The 19841-nt window shown below is 59.2% G+C and carries 18 protein-coding genes; 7 read left to right on the forward strand and 11 right to left on the reverse strand.

Features of this window, described 5'->3' with window-relative positions; translation table 11 throughout:
* Window positions 1-58 precede the first annotated feature (58 nt).
* A complete protein-coding gene (gene ade, locus CFBP5499_RS10595) occupies window positions 59-1753 on the forward strand; it encodes an adenine deaminase (RefSeq protein ID WP_175416679.1) in 1695 nt (564 codons plus the stop codon).
* A gap of 189 nt (window positions 1754-1942) precedes the next feature.
* Window positions 1943-2608: a hypothetical protein gene (locus CFBP5499_RS10600; RefSeq protein WP_080824539.1), complete on the forward strand. Its 666-nt coding sequence runs from the start codon at window positions 1943-1945 to the stop codon at window positions 2606-2608.
* A gap of 112 nt (window positions 2609-2720) precedes the next feature.
* On the opposite strand, the gene aac(6') is transcribed toward CFBP5499_RS10600, so the two are convergent.
* On the reverse strand, window positions 2721-3176 hold the full coding sequence (gene aac(6') / locus CFBP5499_RS10605) for an aminoglycoside 6'-N-acetyltransferase (RefSeq protein ID WP_080824538.1): 456 nt from the start codon (window positions 3174-3176) through the stop codon (window positions 2721-2723).
* Complete coding sequence (locus CFBP5499_RS10610; protein WP_080824537.1) at window positions 3173-4837, reverse strand: alpha-glucosidase family protein; 1665 nt, start codon at window positions 4835-4837, stop codon at window positions 3173-3175. The genes aac(6') and CFBP5499_RS10610 overlap by 4 nt, the downstream gene beginning before the upstream one ends.
* Window positions 4838-4992: 155 nt before the next feature.
* On the opposite strand from CFBP5499_RS10610, the gene CFBP5499_RS10615 reads away from it, so the two are divergent.
* Window positions 4993-5913 carry a sugar kinase gene (locus CFBP5499_RS10615; protein WP_175416777.1) on the forward strand — a complete coding sequence of 307 codons (921 nt, stop codon included), beginning with the start codon at window positions 4993-4995 and terminating at the stop codon, window positions 5911-5913.
* Between the two features lie 139 nt (window positions 5914-6052).
* The gene (locus CFBP5499_RS10620; protein ID WP_080824536.1) at window positions 6053-7102 is read left to right on the forward strand and encodes a bifunctional monoglucosyl/glucuronosyl diacylglycerol synthase; all 1050 of its coding nucleotides are present in this window, start codon (window positions 6053-6055) and stop codon (window positions 7100-7102) included.
* Between the two features lie 167 nt (window positions 7103-7269).
* On the opposite strand, the gene CFBP5499_RS10625 is transcribed toward CFBP5499_RS10620, so the two are convergent.
* The 5 genes from CFBP5499_RS10625 to CFBP5499_RS10645 all read right to left on the reverse strand — a co-directional run bounded on the left by CFBP5499_RS10625 (window position 7270) and on the right by CFBP5499_RS10645 (window position 11281).
* Window positions 7270-7878 (reverse strand): DUF2026 domain-containing protein, encoded by a 609-nt coding sequence (locus CFBP5499_RS10625; RefSeq protein WP_080824535.1) that lies wholly within the window; start codon window positions 7876-7878, stop codon window positions 7270-7272.
* Window positions 7879-7913: 35 nt separating this feature from the next.
* Window positions 7914-8378 (reverse strand): NUDIX hydrolase, encoded by a 465-nt coding sequence (locus CFBP5499_RS10630; RefSeq protein ID WP_080824534.1) that lies wholly within the window; start codon window positions 8376-8378, stop codon window positions 7914-7916.
* Window positions 8379-8405: 27 nt separating this feature from the next.
* On the reverse strand, window positions 8406-9836 hold the full coding sequence (gene der / locus CFBP5499_RS10635; protein ID WP_080824533.1) for a ribosome biogenesis GTPase Der: 1431 nt from the start codon (window positions 9834-9836) through the stop codon (window positions 8406-8408).
* 32 nt (window positions 9837-9868) lie between these two features.
* Complete coding sequence (locus CFBP5499_RS10640; protein ID WP_080824532.1) at window positions 9869-10540, reverse strand: tetratricopeptide repeat protein; 672 nt, start codon at window positions 10538-10540, stop codon at window positions 9869-9871.
* Between the two features lie 156 nt (window positions 10541-10696).
* Window positions 10697-11281: an NnrU family protein gene (locus tag CFBP5499_RS10645; protein ID WP_080824531.1), complete on the reverse strand. Its 585-nt coding sequence runs from the start codon at window positions 11279-11281 to the stop codon at window positions 10697-10699.
* Window positions 11282-11431: 150 nt separating this feature from the next.
* Here CFBP5499_RS10645 and CFBP5499_RS10650 point away from each other — a divergent pair, with 150 nt between their 5' ends.
* A complete protein-coding gene (locus CFBP5499_RS10650) occupies window positions 11432-12415 on the forward strand; it encodes a polysaccharide deacetylase family protein (RefSeq protein WP_080824530.1) in 984 nt (327 codons plus the stop codon).
* Window positions 12416-12469: 54 nt separating this feature from the next.
* On the opposite strand, the gene sbmA is transcribed toward CFBP5499_RS10650, so the two are convergent.
* From sbmA to CFBP5499_RS10670, 4 genes are all read right to left on the reverse strand, one after another.
* Complete coding sequence (gene sbmA / locus CFBP5499_RS10655; RefSeq protein ID WP_080824529.1) at window positions 12470-13744, reverse strand: peptide antibiotic transporter SbmA; 1275 nt, start codon at window positions 13742-13744, stop codon at window positions 12470-12472.
* A 192-nt stretch (window positions 13745-13936) separates the two neighbouring features.
* On the reverse strand, window positions 13937-15127 hold the full coding sequence (locus CFBP5499_RS10660; RefSeq protein ID WP_080824528.1) for an MFS transporter: 1191 nt from the start codon (window positions 15125-15127) through the stop codon (window positions 13937-13939).
* A 140-nt stretch (window positions 15128-15267) separates the two neighbouring features.
* On the reverse strand, window positions 15268-16020 hold the full coding sequence (map, locus tag CFBP5499_RS10665; RefSeq protein WP_080824527.1) for a type I methionyl aminopeptidase: 753 nt from the start codon (window positions 16018-16020) through the stop codon (window positions 15268-15270).
* A 54-nt stretch (window positions 16021-16074) separates the two neighbouring features.
* Complete coding sequence (locus CFBP5499_RS10670; RefSeq protein ID WP_080824526.1) at window positions 16075-17136, reverse strand: LLM class flavin-dependent oxidoreductase; 1062 nt, start codon at window positions 17134-17136, stop codon at window positions 16075-16077.
* Between the two features lie 220 nt (window positions 17137-17356).
* Here CFBP5499_RS10670 and CFBP5499_RS10675 point away from each other — a divergent pair, with 220 nt between their 5' ends.
* Both CFBP5499_RS10675 and xdhA read left to right on the forward strand, forming a co-directional pair.
* A complete protein-coding gene (locus CFBP5499_RS10675) occupies window positions 17357-18133 on the forward strand; it encodes a 3-hydroxybutyrate dehydrogenase (protein ID WP_080824525.1) in 777 nt (258 codons plus the stop codon).
* A gap of 238 nt (window positions 18134-18371) precedes the next feature.
* Window positions 18372-19841, forward strand: coding sequence for a xanthine dehydrogenase small subunit (xdhA, locus tag CFBP5499_RS10680; RefSeq protein WP_080824524.1), 1470 nt, complete (start codon window positions 18372-18374; stop codon window positions 19839-19841).

The raw sequence follows: 19841 nt of genomic DNA on the forward strand, positions 1-19841 counted from the left end.
GAATGTAAATGAAAGAAAATATCGCATGCAAACAATACCAGGAGTCGAACAAAAGCCCATGAGTTCCCAGTTAGAATCACGCATCGATCAGGGTACTGGCCGGGAACCGGCAGATCTGGTTCTCAAGGGAGGGCGTTTTTTCGACCTTGTCACCGGAGAACTTGTCGCCTCGGACATTGCTATTTGCGGAGATACTGTCGTTGGCACATGTGGAGACTATAAAGGTCTTCGCGAAATAGACATTTCCGGAAAAATCGTCGTTCCGGGTTTCATCGATACGCACCTCCATATCGAATCCTCGCTCGTCACGCCGCATGAATTCGACCGCTGCGTTCTGCCCTATGGCGTCACCACCGCCATCTGTGATCCGCATGAGATTGCCAATGTGCTGGGCACGGAAGGGCTTCAGTTCTTCCTCGACAGCGCCATGGAAACCATCATGGACATCCGCGTGCAGCTGTCCTCCTGCGTGCCCGCCACCCATCTGGAAACGTCGGGCGCCGATCTGCCGATCGAAAAGCTGCTGCCATTCCGAAATCACCCGAAGGTCATCGGGCTTGCCGAATTCATGAATTTCCCCGGTGTCATCCACAAGGACCCGGTGTGCATGGCCAAGCTTGAGGCGTTTCAGGGCCAGCATATCGATGGCCACGCACCGCTTTTGTCGGGAACGGCGCTGAACGGTTATCTCGCCGCCGGCATCCGCACGGAGCACGAATGCACAAGCGCCCCGGAGGCGCTGGAGAAAATCCGCAAGGGCATGCATATTCTGGTGCGCGAAGGCTCTGTCTCGAAGGACCTGCACGCCCTGATGCCTATCATCACCGAGCGCCTTTCGCCCTATCTGGCGCTCTGCACGGATGATCGCAACCCGCTCGATATCGCCGAACAGGGCCATCTCGACTATATGATCCGCACCGCGATCGCCAGCGGCGTGGAACCGCTTGCCATCTATCGCGCCGCCTCGATTTCCGCTGCGAAAGCCTTTGGCCTGCGTGATCGCGGTCTTGTCGCACCCGGCTGGCGCGCCGATCTCGTGGTCATCGACACCCTGCAAAACTGCAAGGCCAGCATGGTGTTTTCCGGCGGCCGCATCGTCGATGACGCGCTGTTTGCCACCCGCAAGCCGGTCGCGCCCGTCGGCCTAGACAGCGTCAAGGCAAGGCCGGTGCTCGCCTCCCATTTCGGCGTGCCGGTCACGGAAGGCGAAAGCCCTGTCATGGGCGTGCTTCCCGGCAAGATCATCACCGAACATCGCCGTTACAAGCTGCCGACGGACGGCAATCAGACGACCGTCGATCTCGGAAACGACATCATCAAGGTTGCCGTCATCGAACGCCATGGCAAGAACGGCAATCATGCCAACGGCTTCGTGCAGGGCTTCGGGCTGAAGAAGGGCGCCATCGCCTCCACCGTGGGCCATGACAGCCACAATATCTGCGTCGTCGGCGTCAACGAAGACGACATGGCGCTCGCCGCCAACCGGCTGGGTGACATCAAGGGCGGTTTCGTGGTGGTTGAAGACGGCAAGGTGACGGGCGAAATCGCGCTCCCCGTCGCCGGACTGATGAGCCTCGAACCTTACGAGACCGTACGCGATACGCTCCACACCCTGCGCAAGGCCGCCTACGCGCTAGGCACGACGCTGGAAGAGCCCTTCCTGCAGGTGGCCTTCCTGCCGCTGCCCGTCATTCCGCATTTGAAGATTTCGGATATGGGCATGGTGGATGTAGATCGGTTTGCGCTGATCTGATGATATCTTATAGATCAGAAACGGTGAAACGCGGTGTAACCGCGTTTTGAGATGAAGAAATATCCATATATTCCAAATACAAAAAACACTAAAACAAGAAGAGAGTTTCAGGCAAGTTCAATACCGCATTAAAAACCGTGATTTGTTTGAATAACAAATGAAATTACTCGAACTTTACACGGGGCATCCATGAAAATTCCCGGAAGCAATTATTTCACCTATACGACATCGACCAGAAACGTGACATCTCCAAGCGGGGGTGTTGCAGCGACCAAGCCCGCCTATGCCGGACTGGCCGATTATAACAGTCGCGACAATATCATTTTTCAAAACTTACTGAAAAATCCCACCGTTCAGGACAACGTCGTTCTGAATGAAGATGGAACCTATTCCTTTATTATTCCCGGCGCGAGGGCGCTCAGCGAAGAGGAAGATGTCATACGCGCGCTGATAGAGGAGCAGAACGGCGATTTCTTTCAGTCGGGAGACCAGCAACCCTATTCCATGGCTGAACTTACAATGTTCAGACAGATGACCGGCTACAATCTCCTGCAAGCGGGGGGCGGATACAGTATTGTAGACGACTTTGGACGCAGCGTCCCCCAAGACGACCGTCAGATGGTGGCAGCCGCATGGGAGACGTTCGACATCGCGAAAGGCATTCAGGAGCTGGAGGCGCCAAATAGCGAGATCACCATTGATGGCCTGAAAGCCGTCGGCGCAATGCTTCGGGATCGTCTGGGGGCGAATACCGAACTTTACCAACACCTCATCGATATGCTGACGGAGATGGGGCAGACGACTGACAGTGCAAATGCAAATACCGCAGCGCTTTCAAAAGACAACCAAATATGAATGCAAACAAGTCAACCTACCCTGCCGGGCAAGGTAGGTTGACGAACGGCCGGTCCAGCGGACGCGAAATGTGCAAGACGCTCGATTTGCAAATCCGGAAGTATCGACCGCATTATTCCTTCGAGGACAGTACCTTCCGGAAATAAACCACTCGCTCCGTTTCCTCAAATCCAAGCGCCGCATGCATGCGATGGGAAACGACATTTGCAATATCGGCATCGGACGCCAGCTCGCTCACGCCTCGGCCGATTGCCCAGCGCGTCACCTCCTCCACCATGAGGGCGGCAACGCCCCGTTTGCGAAATGCCTCCTCGACATAAATCCCCTCTAGAAACGCCACAGGCGATGTATCGCAGCCGTTGACATAGTCCCGCCGCAGGCTGACCTCCGCAAAACCAATGGCCACGCTGGCCGGGTCGTGGACGATAAATCCAGCCCCTGTTTCGGAGACGTCCTGCAACTCCGCCCTATGTTCGGCGGGCGTGGTATCGGGCCACAGGCGATGCCGTAAAAGGCACCACGCATCAGGGTGGTCGGCGGCGTTTCCGATAACAAATTGCCCGCTCATGCAACGGTCCCACAAAATACATCCAGCCCCTCGAGCTTCACGATATCAGCATCATAGAGCGGCGCAAAACCCGGCATCGGCACGATATCCGTAACGCGCATGGTCTTCGGCACGGGAAACTCCACCGCCTCGCGCGTCAGGTTGAAAACGAACAGCAGCTTTTCATCACCCTTCTGGCGCGTGAAGGCCAGCACATCGAGATTGGTCTTGATGAAATGCATGTCGCCGTCGCGTAGCGCACCATGGCTTTTGCGGAAGGACAGGACGGCCCGATAATGGTTGAGAACCGAATCCGGCTTGCGCTCCTGCGCATCCACGGCCTGCATGGCGTGAACATAGGGAACCGGCAGCCAGGGCTTTTCAGCGCTTGAGAACCCGGCATTCGGCTTGCCCGTTTCCCACACCATCGGTGTGCGGCATCCGTCACGCCCCTTGAAGGCGGGCCAGAAGCGGATGCCATAGGGATCGCGCAGATCCTCGAAGGAAAGCTCTGCCTCGGTCAGACCCAACTCCTCGCCCTGATAGAGACATATGGAGCCGCGCAGGCTGGCGAGAACGCAGATGGCGAGTTTCGCCACCCGCGTCTGCTCTTCCACGCTTTCGGAAAATCGGCTGAGATGGCGCACCACATCATGGTTGGAGAAAGCCCAGCACACCCAGCCATCCGTCACCACCTTGCCGAATGTCTCGACGGAAGCGCGGAGATGCTTCGCGCTGAAATCCGGCCCCAGCAGGTCGAACGTATAACACATGTTGAGCTTGTCATTGCCGGATGTATAGGCCGCGACCGTTTTCAGCGATCGCGCGCCATCTCCCACCTCACCTACCGTGGCGCGGCCCTCATATTCATCGAGCAGAGCGCGGAAGCGCTTCAGAAAAGCCACGTTTTCCGGCCGCGTCTTGTCGTAAAGATGGTCCTGCATGCCATAGGGATTGACGTCGGATGCATCGAGACCAAAGCTTTCCTCGTCGAAAAGCGGCGGGTTGTCGCGCAAAAGCTTGTCGTGGAAATAGTGGTTGACGGTATCCAGCCGAAAACCGTCCACACCGCGATCCAGCCAGAAGCGCACGGTTTCGAGAAGCGCGTCCTGAACATCCGGATTGTGGAAATTCAGGTCCGGCTGCGAGGCGAGGAAGCTGTGCATGTAATATTGCTTGCGCACGCCGTCCCATTCCCAGGCCGGCCCGCCGAACACGGAAAGCCAGTTGGTGGGTGCGGTGCCATCCGGCTTGGGATTGGCCCAGACATACCAGTCGGCCTTGCTGTTGATGCGGCTTGCGCGGCTGTCCACGAACCAGGGATGCCGGTCGGAAGTGTGCGAAATCACCTGATCGATGATGACCTTCAGCCCCAACCGATGCGCCTCGGCCATCAGCGCATCGAAATCCGCAAGCGTGCCGAACATCGGATCGACATTGCAATAATCGGAAACGTCATAACCCATATCGGCCATCGGCGAGGTGAAGAAGGGCGAGAGCCAGATGCCATCGACGCCAAGCGAGGCGATATAGGGCAGACGTTTCGTCACCCCGGCAAGATCACCAAATCCGTCGCCGGTCGTATCCTGAAACGAGCGCGGATAGACCTGATAGATCACCGCTCCTTTCCACCAGTCCGATTGTGCTTGAGGTTTGTGGACCGGGGCATGGGGCAGCGTCATCGGCGATCTCCTGAGGGTGTCTCGCGGGAGAATATAAAGCCGTTGCCTCCGCGTAAACCGGAACTTCGCACATGCACAATCGGCCAGAACCGCCCTTGTCAGCGGCCTATACTCGTCGTAAGCCGCATGGCTGGAAAAAACGGGAGGATGACGGCGTGGGCGGACGGTTTCTGTCGATTGGCGAATGCATGGTGGAACTGTCGCAAGCCGGCAACGGGCTGCTGCGCAAGGGTTTTGCGGGCGATACGTTCAATACCGCCTGGTATGCCCGCGCCTGCCTGCCGCAAGACTGGTCCGTCGATTATTTCACGGCACTCGGCGATGATCCGTTGTCGGAAGACATGCTGGCCTTCATTGCGGAAGCCGGCATCGGCACGGAAAAAATCCGCCGCATCAAGGGCGGCACGCCCGGCCTTTACCTCATCAACCTGAAGGATGGCGAACGCACCTTCAGCTACTGGCGCAATGCCGCCGCCGCAAGACAGCTGGCCGCGGATGCGGATCACCTGCGCAGGACGGTCGAAAGCGCCGATGTGGTCTATTTCTCCGGCATCACGCTCGCCATTCTCGCCTCCGCGCATGATGTCGATACGTTCCTCGCGGAACTGCGCCGCGCCAAGGCGGCCGGCAAGCTGGTGGTCTTCGATCCCAACATCCGCCCGCGCCTCTGGGCCGACAGGCAAGTGATGCTGGAGACGATCTCCAATGGTGCCCGCGCCGCAACGCTCGTCATGCCGAGCTTCGATGACGAAGCCAGCCATTTCGGCGACATCTCCGTTGAAGCGACCATCGACCGCTACCGTTCGCTCGGCGTCGAAAATATCGTCGTGAAGGACGGCGCCAAGGGCGCAACGCTCGATTTCGGCGGCAGCCGCAGCCACGCCCCGGCGGAAAAGGCCGTGGATGTGGTGGACACGACGAGCGCCGGTGACAGCTTCAACGGCGCCTTCCTTGCCCGTTACGTGACCGGAAGCTCTCCGGAAGAGGCCGCCACCTTCGCGGCAAGGGCTGCGGCAACCGTCATCGGCCACCATGGCGCGCTGATCAGCCCCGAACTTCTGCCGCTGGTGGGATAGGTAGCGACGCTGCCCTGAAAAGGGACGATACTGACCATCCTATGGCCTGACATGATCCTGTAACACGCGCGCCGCATATACGGGCAGAAGCCGGGCAATGGGGATTCGCCCGTGCGCAGATGAGCAGGATCAGTGTTTCATGACGAGAATCACGATTGTCACAGATGCCTGGCACCCGCAGGTCAACGGCGTGGTTCGCTCGATCGAAAACACCAATACCGAACTGGCGCGGCTGGGCGTGGATGTGCGCATGGTCACACCGCAGAGTTTTTACAGCATCCCCTGCCCCACCTATCCGGAAATCCGCCTGTCGGTCGCCGGTTATCGTCGTGTGGCGGCGGAGATTGAAAAAAGCCAGCCCTCCTTCGTGCATATTGCGACGGAAGGGCCGCTCGGCTTCATGGCACGGCGCTGGTGCGTGAAGAACCGCATGCGGTTTTCCACCAGCTATCACACCCGCTTTCCCGAATATGTGGCGGCGCGTTTTCCGGTCCCGGAAAGCTGGCTTTATGCTTTCGTGCGCTGGTTCCATAATGGCGGCAACACCTGCATGGTGGCGACGCCGAGCCTCGAGACCGAACTGGAAGCCCGCGGCGTGCGCAACCTCAAGCGCTGGAGCCGCGGCATCGACGCCGAGCTTTTCCATCCCCGCCCGAAAACGACGTTGCCGTTCGACCTGCCGAGGCCGATCTTCATGACGGTGGGACGTGTGGCGGTGGAAAAGAACCTGCCGGAATTCCTGGAACTCGATCTGCCGGGATCGAAGGTCGTCATCGGCGACGGTCCCGCCCGCCATGAATTGCAGGAGAAATATCCGGATGTGCTGTTCACCGGCATCAAGACCGGCGAGGACCTCGCCGATGCCTATGCGCAGGCCGATGTCTTCGTTTTCCCCTCGAAGACCGACACATTCGGCAACACCATTCTGGAAGCGCTGGCAAGCGGCGTACCCGTGGCCGCCTTCCCCGTCACCGGACCTATCGACATTCTGGGCGGCAACCCCGCCGCCGGCGCGCTGGACAATAATCTGCGCGATGCCTGTCTGGCGGCGCTTCAGTGTTCACCACAGGCAGCACTTGCCCTTTCCAAAAGCTACAGCTGGGAAAAGGCCTCGCGGCAATTCCTCGACAATGTAATCCACGCCGCCGGAAAATCGCTGCCGCTTCTATCCCGCTCGCGGCTTGCATGAGCAATCCCCGAGATTTGTGAGGGAATGAGTGGACGAAAGGGTGCGGGAGTGTCACAAGGCGATCAGGACGCGACTGCCGTTATCTTTAGAACGGGGTCGGGCTGCTGATTGACGTCAGGCGGCTGCCGCGAGATTACGCTGGCCGTCCTTTTATCAGATCGATCTCCTCACCAAGCACCAATGAGAGACTGGCCCGTCAGCGGCACGGTCCGCGCCTTACCGTCCCGGTCGGTCACCGAAAGTGATGCGGCCATCTGCTTTGGGGATTTGCGGAACCAGTTGGCGGCAACGCTCGCCATATCGCCGATCATCGCCTGTTTGTGCCAGTCGGCAAAACGTCTGGCCGTGGCTTCCGGCTCGGAACGGTAGAAGAAATCGCCCGATTGCCCGAGATCATTGATGGATACCGCCATGGCCGACAGCGGCCGCTGGAACATTTTTGCCGGCACCGAAAGCGCATCGGCACCCTCAGAAAAAGCGGGTGCCATGAAATCGATAGTCCAGCCGTCGGCCTCGACCCAGCAATGGAAATTCTCGCCCGCGCCCGTCACATAACCGTCTTCGCGATGATCTGCGAATAAGAGAACCGTTCCGCCGAGATTATAGGCGGCAAGCCCGCCCTTCGGCACCGCCTTCACCTTGTAATACTGCTGCAGGATGAAGGCGCCGAAGGTGCTGAAATACATGGAGGCCGAGGCGGGATCGGCATTCTGGCTAATGAGCAGGCTGTTGATGACGCGGTAAATCCGGTGATAGTCCGTCTGCTTGATCAGCATGATATTTTCCTGATTTTTAACCTGGCCGCCTCAGCTCATGCAGACGCGACAAGCAGATGATGGAGCGGCGTGCGATGCACGAATTCAGCTTCGATATGCCGCAGCACATGGCGCTGCCCTGAAAACGGAACCATCGTCAGCGCATCCTCGAACGAGACCCAGCAAAACGCGCTATGCTCTTCATTCAGCACGACGTTGCTGTCGGAATCCACCATACCGACAAAAACCGGCAGCATGCCGATAGAATTCCGGTCGGCCTCATAAAATTGTTCGCAGATATCCGCCGAGTATAGTTTGCGGCAGGTCAGCCCGGTCTCTTCAAAAACCTCGCGCAGGGCAGTTTCCCATGCCTTTTCGCCGTTTTCGATGCTTCCAACGATCTGGCACCACTCACCGACAAGCGTGTGGTTGCGCCGAAGCAAGAGAACATCGCGCCTGCCTTCGATTTCGCGAAGCACGACGACAGACACGGCAGAACAACGAATGGGAATGTCAGCCATAACTTTCTGCAATCTCCGCGGCAGGACTTACCGCCGCTTCTTCGCCTTGCTCTCGAACGGATTGTCCGAACCACGATAATGCACGCGGATCGGCACGCCCGGCATGTCGAAATCCTTGCGCAGGCCATTGACCAGATAACGCGTATAGCTCTCCGGAATGGCTTCCGGCCGTGTGCAGGAAATCATGAAGGCCGGTGGGCGGGCCTTGACCTGCGTCATATATTTCAGCTTCAGGCGGCGGCCGGAGACGGCCGGCGGCGGATGCTGCGTGGTCTGCGCATCCAGCCAGCGGTTGAGTTTGGCGGTCGAGATGCGGCGGTTCCAGGTCTTGTCCGTATCGATGATGTTCTGCATCAGCCGGTCGAGGCCATAACCCGTCTGGCCGGAGATCGGCACGGCGCGAATGCCGCGCGCCTGCGGCAAGAGACGCTCGGTCTTTTCACGCAGATCGGCCAGATAGGCCTGCGGGTCTTCCACCAGATCCCACTTGTTGAAAGCGAGCACGGCGGCGCGGCCTTCGCGGATGACGAGATCGACCAGTTGCAGATCCTGCTTTTCGAACGGGATGGTGCTGTCGAACACAATCACCACCGTCTCGGCAAAACGGATGGAGCGCAGCGAATCCGCCACCGAGAGCTTTTCCAGCTTCTCCGTCACCTTGGCCTTGCGGCGCATGCCGGCCGTATCAAACATCTTGATGGTGCGGCCGCGCCAGTCCCATTCAACCGAAATACTGTCGCGGGTAATGCCGGCTTCCGGGCCGGTCAGCAGCCGGTCTTCGCCGAGGAAACGGTTGATGAGCGTCGACTTGCCCGCATTCGGTCGACCGATAATGGCGACGCGCAGCGGCTTTGTCTCGTCATAGACGGGCTCTTCGTCTTCCTCTTCCTCGCTGCCGGGCTCAGTGCGCGGCAGAACGATATCCGTCTCCGCTTCATCCACTTCGGGCGGGAAGGCGGCGTCTTCGCCGATCGCCGCAACGATGGCGTCGCGCAGGTCGATCATGCCCTGACCGTGTTCGGCCGAGATCGGGCAAGGCTCGCCAAGACCCAACGTGAAGGCATCATAGAAACCGGCGTCAGAACCGCGCGCTTCGGACTTGTTGGCCACCAGCACGACAGGCTTGCCGCGACGGCGCAGCATTTCGCCCAGCGTCTCGTCGGCGGGCGTCAGCCCGGCCTTGGCGTCAACCACGAACAGCGTCACATCGGCTTCATCGATCGCCGCTTCCGTCTGCGCCCACATGCGGCCCTGAAGCGTTTCCGGCCCGGATTGCTCCAGACCGGCAGTATCGATGATGGTGAAACGCAGGTCGACGAGCTTCGCATCGCCGGGGCGGCGGTCGCGGGTCACGCCCGGCGTGTCGTCCACCAGCGCCAGTTTCTTTCCGACCAGACGGTTGAAAAGCGTGGACTTGCCGACATTGGGGCGCCCGACTATGGCGACGGTGAAGCTCATTGATCGTTATTCCTTAGGATGGCGAAGCGGCGTTAAGCAGCTTTGCCCGAAGCGGTGATATTGTCGAGCATGATCTGCGCGCGGTTCGTCACGTTGCGCGGTGCCTGCGTGTCACTCATGATTTGCTCGAACCATTGTTTGGCCTTGGCGAAATCGCCGGCCTTGTAGGCGGCGAGACCCAGAGCCTCACGGGCCGACGCCCGCATGGTCTGGCCCTCAGTGCTGAGCGGCTCGGCAAGCGCCACGACCTGATCATAGGTGCCGTTATCGACCAAAAGCCAGGCCGCGCGCACCCTGGCGGTGTCGCGGAAGACCTGCGGCGCGGAGGTGTCGTTGCCGATGGCGGTGAAGGCGGCAATCGCGCCGGCCGCATCGCCCTTCTGCGACAGCAGCGTGGCCGAACGGAACTTCGCAAGCACAGGATAATTGCCGTGACCGGAGGTTTCGAGATCGGCAAAGGCCTTCAGCGCGTCATCCGTCTTGTTTTCGGAAGCGAGCTTCAGGGCGGCCAGGAACTGGTCGCCGGAATTGGAAGCGCGGCTGGTGTTCCAGTATTCGTAGATGCCGGCGCCCGCAGCACCGACAACCACGAGAATGGCCGCACCCACGACCACGATACCGTACCGGCCCCAGAAGCGCGACAGTTGCTCGGAGCGGATCTGCTCGTTCACTTCGCGGATAAAGGTATCATTTTCGTTTGCCATCAAATTCTCCGTTACCCGCGCGGAGATCGTTCCCGATCCATCCGTCCGCGGACATACCAAGCCGCTTACCCGGATCAGCAAAAAGCGGCCGACCGAGGGTCATGGTCGGCCTTCTAGCCTATTTTGCCTGATATGTAAGGGGGAAACGTCGTTTTCCTACAAGGCGATGGGCTGAACGCCGATCAACCATTCGTGCAGTTTCAGAATGAAAGCACCCCAAAGAACGATGCCGCCGAGAATGGCCACCAGATCATAGCGGCTTGAAACGAAGTCGCGGACCACTTTTTCGCCCGCCCTTTCCCGCCGCTTCAGCGAAATCCGCATCACCACGCCCCAGGCCAGGAAAGATGCGAAGAGCAGGATCGAGGAGGTTTCGCCATTGGCCAGAAGATGGGCGAGCGCCCAGATCTTGACCGACAGAATGAGCGGATGTTTTGTCTTCGTGGCGATGTGGCCAGCCGGGTGGAGGCTGGCGACCAGACAGATCATCGCCAGCAGCATCAGTGTCACGGCGATATGGCTCATAAACACCGGCGGATACCAGAGCATGCCTGTCTCCTGCCGGGCTTCACCGAAAGCATAGATGACAAGGCCGAGCGTGATGAGGCTGACGAGGGAATAAACGCCCTTGAAAGGCCCCTCCCCCATCGCCGCAATCATGCGGGCGCGAAATTGCGGTGCGACCACCTTCAAAAGATGGGTCAGCAGGAACAAGGCAAGACAGAGTGCGAGAAAAAGCATGGAACACGGTCCCCCGGTGGAACGAATGCGGCCCGATCACCGCGGTTGAGAACAGGAATTAGGCTGAAAGTCATCAAAACGCCAGCCACTTCAAAGCTTCGCCTTATTCCACCCGCAAAAGGCCACGGTGTTTCATATGACGGATAACTGATGTTTCGCCCCTTTGTCGCTTTTTCCCTGTCGCTTCTCGCCGCCCTTCCCGCACTTGCGCAAGAGACGCAGAAGCCGAAGCAGCTCGTCATCGTCTCCTTCGACGGCGCGGGCGACAATTCGCTGTGGGAACGAAGCCGGGCGACGGGCAAGCAGGTCGGTGCGCATTTCACCTATTTTCTCGCCTGCACGCTTGTCATGGACAGGAAGACCAGCGCCAAGACCTATCAGGGACCCGGCCAGAAGGCCGGCCGCTCCAATGTCGGCTTCGGCCAGTCACCGGAAGAGGTGGAGACGAGGCTCAGAAACATCTGGGCGGCCTATCGCGAAGGCCACGAGATCGGCAACCACACCTGCGGCCATTTCGATGGCGGGCAGTGGACCGCCGAACAATGGGACGGCGAATTCACCACCTTCACCAGCACGCTGGAAAATGCCTGGCAGATGATTGGCAAGAAGGGCGAGGAGCCCGAAGGCTGGCGCGACATGGTCAAAAAGATCAATGGCTTCCGCGCCCCCTATCTGTCGCAGGGGCCGGCGCTGACCTCAGCACAGAAAAAGCACGGCTTCGTTTATGACGCGACCAGCATCACCAAGGGGCCGGAATGGCCGGTGGAGCGCGAAGGCATCCAGCATTTCGGCCTGCCACTCATTCCAGAGGGACCCGGCAACCGCCCGATCATCGCCATGGACTACAATCTCTTCATCCGCCATTCCATCGGCATCGAAACGCCAGATCGTACCGCGGAATTTGAGGAACGCGCCTACACGGCATTCCGCAATGCATTCGACAGGCAATATAATGGCGAGCGCATTCCGCTGCAGATGGGCTTTCACTTCGTGAAGATGAACGGCGGCGCCTATTGGAACGCCTATGAGCGGCTGCTGCGCGAAGTCTGCCAGAAAGGGGATGTCGCCTGCGTGAGTTACGCCGAGGCGATGCCAATGATCGAGGCGCGCAGGAAGCAGAAGACGGAGGGGTAAGTTCCCCAAGTATAATGCAAAGGGCGGCCAATCGGTCGCCCTTTTTGTTTTCCGTCAAGGTTTGTTGGCCGCCAGCTCTCCGGCTTCCGCCTCCCGCAGCAGATAACGCTGGTCAATTTCAGGAAGGGGCTTGTCGTCAATCGCAGCTTCGAAGGCGCGCAGACGTTTGTAGATCGACATCAGCTCAACAATGGTTGTCCATGAGTTGATGAGATACTGGAACGAGCCACGGACCTGATCGAAGACATTGCCGATCTGCGTGAAAACACCAAGCGTCACCTTGCCGGCGGCGATGGATGGAATGAGCACGATAAGGCTGTAGATGTTATCTGCCTGAAGATAGAAAATCCGCGCCACGTTGAAATACATATAGTGGAAATAGAGACGGAAGTAGTTCTTGCGAACATTTGCAAACAGCTCGGCCACAGTGACTGGTTGCGCACGATTTCCGTCGTCTTCACCATAGACGAGTTCTTTTCGGTAAGCCGCCTCGACCCGCTGGTTGCGGAATTCGAGACCCGGCAGCTTGATACCCACGAGGGCAAGAAAGCCGGTGCCAAACAGCGACCACAAAATAGCCGCCCAGACCAGAGCATGCGGCACCTGACCGATGATCGGCAATTCGTTGATCGTTTCGGAAAAGGTGAACAGAACCGGCAGGAACGCGATAAGCGTCATAATGGCGCGCACCAGACCGACGCCAAGCCCCTCGACTGTCGAGGAAAACCGCATCGTATCTTCCTGAACGCGCTGGGAAGCACCTTCGATATGGCGCAGACGATCCCAGTTCGCCATGTAGAATTCGTTCATCGCCGTGCGCCAGCGAAAGATATAATGGCTTACGAAGAATAGGTTCAGCACACCGACCGTGATCGCAAAAAACAGAATGCCGCTGACGCCAACGAGGCCCATATAAAGCTGCTCGGCGGTCACCGGCGCGGTCTTTGCCAGCGCCTGCTGGATAAGGTCGTAATAAGGTCCATACCACGCATTGAGCGCGACACTGACCTGCACCGAAAAGTAAGTGGCGAAAACGATGAGCGCGGAACCGAGGATGGACCAATTCTGCCAGCGGTGCGGCCTGTACCAGAACCAGAATCCGGCAAACACCAGCACGGCCGCAGCGTAATAGACGTAAAACCACAGGAACGGCGTGGACCAGAACACCGAGACGCCGATCGCTGGCGCCTGCCCCTCCGGCAACGGCGGCAAGCCGATTGTCGCACCCCAGTTGCGGGCGCCTGCATACCACAGCCCAATCATGGCCATTGTCCAGACGAAGGCAGAGGTGAAGAACAGTTTCGGCTTTGGAAAGAAGGAATGAAACACGTTGTTGGACTCACGCGCGTTTGAAGTCAGCCATTATTGGCGAAGCACTAGATGGCCCGAACCTAGGGCAGAAATTTGTGCACAGCAACGACGAAGCAGCCACCTTAACAAGATGTAAGACACAAACGGTGGATCGATCCCCACAAAATATCGCAGATATCACCCGAGAGAAACGAAAAGGCGGATGGCGGGCTACCGCCGCCCTTCCGTGGCAAGCACCGGCAGCATCAGCAGAATGCTGACGACAAGCACAGCGGAAGCGAGAATGCTGGGTGCGGTGAAACTTCCCGTCACCTCGGCAATCCAGCCGGCGGCAAGCGGCCCGACGATCTGGCCCGTGCCGAAGGCGGCAGTCATCAGCGCAAAAGCGCGACGCGGGCTCGGTCCGGCAAATTCCCGGCCAAGCTGCAGGCCATAGGCGGTGATGACCATGAAGGTCAGCCCGAGAAGCAGGCCGCCGGCCAGCACGCCGGCCACCGGCGGCAGCATCACGGAGGCAAAGACGCCGACAGCCTCGACGGCGAGAACGATCACAAAAGCCCGCTTCAGCCCCTGTGACTTCAGGACCGGTTTCCACAGGAAAAGCGAAACGGCGGCAGCGCAGCCGGTGATGAACCAGGCCAGGAATTCCACGAAAGCGCCGGCCGCCGCCATGCGGGCAATCGCCACGATGAAGGTGGCAGTAATGACGTAACCGAAACCGAACAGCCCATAGGCCAGCGTCGTCAGGAACAGCGGTCGCGTCCAGCTAAGCGGCGGCTCAGCCACTGAGGATGCATGCCGCGGCGGGCCGGCGGGCAGCACCCGGAAAACGAGAAGAAACGTGATGAAGGAAAAGACGGCACCGGCGATCCACTCCTCTCTCCACGAGGAGCCGCCGCCTTCAAAAACCACGCCGATCAGATAGACCGCCAGCGAGGAAATCGCGATACCGGCGCCCACCCCGCCATAATGCAGCGCCTGCACACTGTCCCTGCCGGCTTTTGCGGCATGGCCGATGACGATCTGCGAAGTGAAGATCATGGTCATTGCACTGGCGACGCCCGCCAGAAACCGGATGACGGTGAAAGCCGCAACGGAGTTGAAGGCGGCCATGGCAAGCAGCAGCGCAGCCGTGGAAAACAGGCCGCAAAGGGCAACCAGCCGCTCCCGCCCCGCCCCCCAGGAAGAGGCGGCGAGAACCGCACCCGCGAGATAACCCGCGAAATTTCCGGCCGCGACAATCCCCGCATCCCCTGCCGAGAGCGGCACATCAGCCATCATGCCGGGCAGGATGGGGGTAAAGGAAAAGCGGCCGAAACCCATGGCGGAGGCCATCATGAGGGCTCCGGCGAAACCGAGCGCGGTCAGATGTCTGGCGGAAAGTGGCTTGTCGATGCTCATGCACGGCTTATCGCAACCGGCTGGATAAGCGACAAGCGAGTTATTTTGATCGGCGTTATAAGCGGTCTTTATCGGTCATGAGTGTTCGGATGTTGCTGCTTCGCTCCGACTGCGAACACAAGGGCGGCAAAAGAAGGTTGTCACTCCGCAAGCGTCAGCACCAGCGGCCCGTTCTTCGTCGCCACCACGGTATGCTCATATTGCACCGTCGGCGCGCTCGGGTCGCTGTAGAGCGTCCATGGATCATCGTCGCCGTCTTCGGCCCAATAGGCGCCCGTCGAAAGAAACGGCTCGACGGTGAACACCATGCCTTCCTGCATGATGCGGCGCTCGTCCTTGTCCGGCCAGGTCGCCAGTTCCTTCGGCTCCTCATGCAGCGAACGGCCGATGCCGTGGCTGGCGAGGTTGGTGATCAGCGTGTAGCGGTTCTTTTTGGCAAAAGCCCCGATGGCGTTGCCGATATCGGCGAATGGCCGCCCGGTTTTCACCTGCTGCAGGCCCGTCCACATGGCACGTTTGCCATCACGGCACAGCCGCTCGATGTCCTTCTTCACCGGCGGAACGGCGAAAGACGAGCCTGTGTCACCGAAAAAGCCGTTCTTCACCGCCGAGACATCGATATTGACGAGATCGCCCGCCTTGATGATGCGTGGCCCCGGAATACCGTGGGCCACTTCCTCATTGACGCTGATGCAGGTCGCACCCGGAAATTTGTAGCAGAACTCCGGCGCCGATTGAGCGCCGTTATCCTCCAGCACCTTGCGGCCGATCGCATCCAGTTCGGCCGTGGTGATGCCGGGTTCCAGCGCGTCCGCCATGGTCTGCATGGCAACCGCACACAGGCGGCCGATATCCTTCAGCAGATCAAGTTCTTCTTCGGTGGAAATGACCATGTCTCTGTCCGTCGTTCTGCATGGCGGGTCTGAAAACGCCCGCCTTGGTAATCATCAGGCCGTGGCTTTCACCGGATCGGCACTCCCCGTCAATTCTTTTCTGACAACAGGGGCGACTTTCGTACCATAAAGCTCGATGCCGCGCATGATCTGATCGTGCGGCATCAGGCCGATGGCCATCTGCAGCAGGAAGCGATCATTCTTGAAAACGCCATGCGCCTTGATGATCTTTTCCGCCACCAGCTCCGGCTCGCCGAGGAAGAGATTGCCCTCCGGCCCGCGCGCCGCATCGAAATGCGCACGGTTCGTCGGTCCCCAGCCGCGCTCGCGGCCGATGCGGTTCATCACTTCCGCCTGCGGGCCGTAAAACTGGTCAGCAGCCTTGTCCGTGGTATCGGCAATGAAACCATGGACGTTGATGCTGGTGCGCAGCTTCGTCTTTTCCTGGCCAGCCCGGCGAGCGGCCTCGTGGTAAAGATCGAACAGCGGTGCAAAGCGGCGATATTCGCCGCCGATGATGGCAAGCGCCACCGGCAGGCCCATGGCGCCGGCCCGCGCCACCGATTGCGGCGTGCCGCCCACCGCGATCCACACCGGCAGACGCTCCTGAAGCGGACGCGGATAAACGCCGCGCCCGTTGATGGCCGGGTGTTTGGTGCCGGACCAGGTGATGACTTCCTGTTCGCGCAGCGCCAGCAGCAGATCGAGCTTTTCGGCAAACAGCACGTCGTAATCTTCGAGATCGTAACCGAACAGCGGATAGGATTCGATAAAGGAACCGCGCCCGGCCATGATCTCGGCACGACCGTTCGACAGAAGATCGACCGTGGCGAATTGCTGAAATACGCGCACCGGGTCATCCGAGCTCAGTACCGAGACGGCGCTCGTCAGTCGGATGTTCTTCGTCTTCACCGCCGCCGCGGCAAGCACGGTGGAGGGTGAGGAAACGACGTAGTCCGGGCGGTGATGTTCCCCCAACCCGAACACATCGAGCCCAACCTGATCGGCGAGTTCGATTTCCTCAAGCAATTCCCGCAGCCGGCGCGCGCCTTCCGGCCCGCGGCCATCGGCAGGATTGGGATTGACATCCGCGAATGTATAAAGACCGAGTTCCATAAACGATACCTCTGTTTGCTTGCCTGAGAGATAGGGACGGAGGGTCCATCACACAAACGCAAAATCTGGAAGCTTAGCTTCGAAAAAATGGATGGGCGCAGCCGGTTTTAACGCGCCGCCACCCTTCCCCGAAATGACGCCTCAAATGGCGATTGCCAGCCCGCCCCCTTTGGGCATAACCTGCTTAAATATGTGCGAAGTAATGCAAAAAGGGGAAAGCATGCATCGGACAGTTATCGTGACAGGCTCCACAAGCGGCATCGGCCTTGGCATTGCGCAAAGATTTGCGCGGGAGGGCGCCAATATCGTGCTGAACGGCTTTGGCGACGAAGACGAGATCGAAAAACTGCGCCTTCTACTGGAAGCCGAAAGCGGCGGGCGCGTGCTTTACCACCCCGCGGATATGACGAAACCGGACGAGATCGCCGATCTCATTCAATCCTCGCACGAAAAACTCGGCTCTGTGGATGTCCTCATCAACAATGCCGGTATCCAGCATATCGCGCCCATCGAAGAGTTCCCGACGGAAAAATGGGACTGGATCATCGCCATCAATCTGACCAGTTCCTTCCATACCATGCGCGCCGCGATACCGTTGATGAAAAAGGCCGGCAAGGGCCGCATCATCAACATTTCCTCGGCCCATGGTCTCGTCGCCTCGCCGTTCAAATCGGCCTATGTGGCGGCCAAACACGGCATCATGGGCCTGACGAAGACGGCAGCGCTCGAACTTGCGCAGACCGGCGTCACCGTCAACGCCATCTGTCCCGGCTATGTGCTGACGCCGCTGGTTGAAAAGCAGATACCCGAAATGGCCAAGGTGCGTGGCATCAGCGAAGAGGCGGTAAAGAACGACGTGATGCTGGAATTGCAGGCAACCAAGCAATTCGTCACCGTCGATGACGTCGCCGCCGCCGCCATCTTTCTGGCAAGCGACGCGGCAAGCAACATCACCGGCACGCATATTTCCGTGGATGGCGGCTGGACGGCGCAATAATTGCCGGATTTTCTTTCCGTTATGGAAACAATGAATTGCCAAAACGGAAATCGATATGCACGCGCGGCCGTGCATAGATGGGCATAAAGCATTTCCAGTAAAAGTGCGTAGCGGTTTTACGTCCGGACAATGCGCTAAAACAAAGAGATAGAGCACGTCCGATTTCGTGTAAATCGGACGTGCTCTAGACAATGACAAGAAACCGGCTCGGCAGCCGGTCAAAACAGCAGGGCATTGCATGAAAGACGCGATCAGCTTCATCCTCAACAGCGAAACGATTTCGCTTAAGGATTTCGGACCGACGGATACGCTTCTCGATTACCTCCGCATCAGCAAGCGGTTGACCGGGACAAAGGAAGGCTGTGCGGAAGGCGACTGCGGCGCCTGCACGGTGCTGGTCGGGCGGCTGCTTGATGGTTCGCTGCGGTACGAAAGCGTCAATGCCTGCATCCGTTTTTTAGGCTCGCTGCACGGCACCCATATTGTCACGGTGGAGCATCTGGCTGCCCGCGACGGCACGCTGCATCCCGTGCAACAGGCCATGGTGGATTTCCACGGCTCGCAATGCGGTTTCTGCACGCCGGGCTTCATCATGTCGCTTTATGGCCTGTGGCTATCAAGCGAAAACCCCGGCCGCGCCGATATCGAAAAGGCTCTGCAAGGCAATCTCTGTCGATGCACGGGCTATGAGCCGATCGTGAAGGCCGCCGAAAAAATCGCCGCAGCCCGCCCGAGCGCACTGTTCGACCCGCTGCAACGGGACCGCACCGACATCATGGCAAGGCTCTGGGCGGTCCGAGAAAACGAGACGATCACCGTCGTCAGAGGCAAGGAGCGCACCATCATTCCGGCGACGCTTGCTGATTTGACCGAGATTTACGCCACGGAACCGAAGGCGACCATCGTCGCCGGTTCCACCGATGTCGGCCTGTGGGTGACGAAGCAGATGCGGGCGCTGAACCCTGTCATCTTCATCAACAATCTCGGGGACTTGCAGACCACCACCGTGGGTGAAGACGGCATCACGCTGGGTGCCGGCGTCACCTACAGCCAGGCCTTCAAGACCGTTGCAGAACACTTCCCGCCGCTCGCCCGGCTGTTCGACCGTCTCGGCGGCGAGCAGGTACGCAATATGGGCACCATCGGCGGCAATATCGCCAACGGCTCACCCATCGGCGACACCCCACCGGCGCTGATCGCGCTGGGCGCGACGCTCACCTTGCGCTCTTCCTCCGGCAACCGAACCCTGCCGCTGGAAAGTTATTTCATCGATTATGGCAGACAGGACCGGCTGAGCGGCGAATTTGTCGAAAAGCTCTTCATTCCGTTCCAGAAGCCGGAAAGCCACTACGCCGTCTACAAGATTTCCAAGCGCCGCGACGAGGATATTTCCGCGCTGTGCGCCGCTTTCAATCTGACGCTCGACGCTGACGGCACGGTCGAAGACATCCGCATCGCCTTCGGCGGCATGGCCGGCACGCCGAAACGGGCCGCGCATCTGGAAGCCGCGCTTCTCGGCAAGGCGTGGTCGCAGGACACGATCGACGCGGCGCGCGATGCACTGGATGAGGATTTCACCCCGCTGACGGATTGGCGCGCCACCGCAGAATACCGACAGCTGACGGCCAAGAACCTGCTGACGCGGTTCTTCCTCGAGACATCAGGCGAAAAGCAGGAACTTGCGCGCTTCACGCTGGAGGAGGTTTGA

This window comes from Agrobacterium tumefaciens (assembly GCF_005221325.1).
Classification (GTDB): Bacteria; Pseudomonadota; Alphaproteobacteria; order Rhizobiales; family Rhizobiaceae; genus Agrobacterium.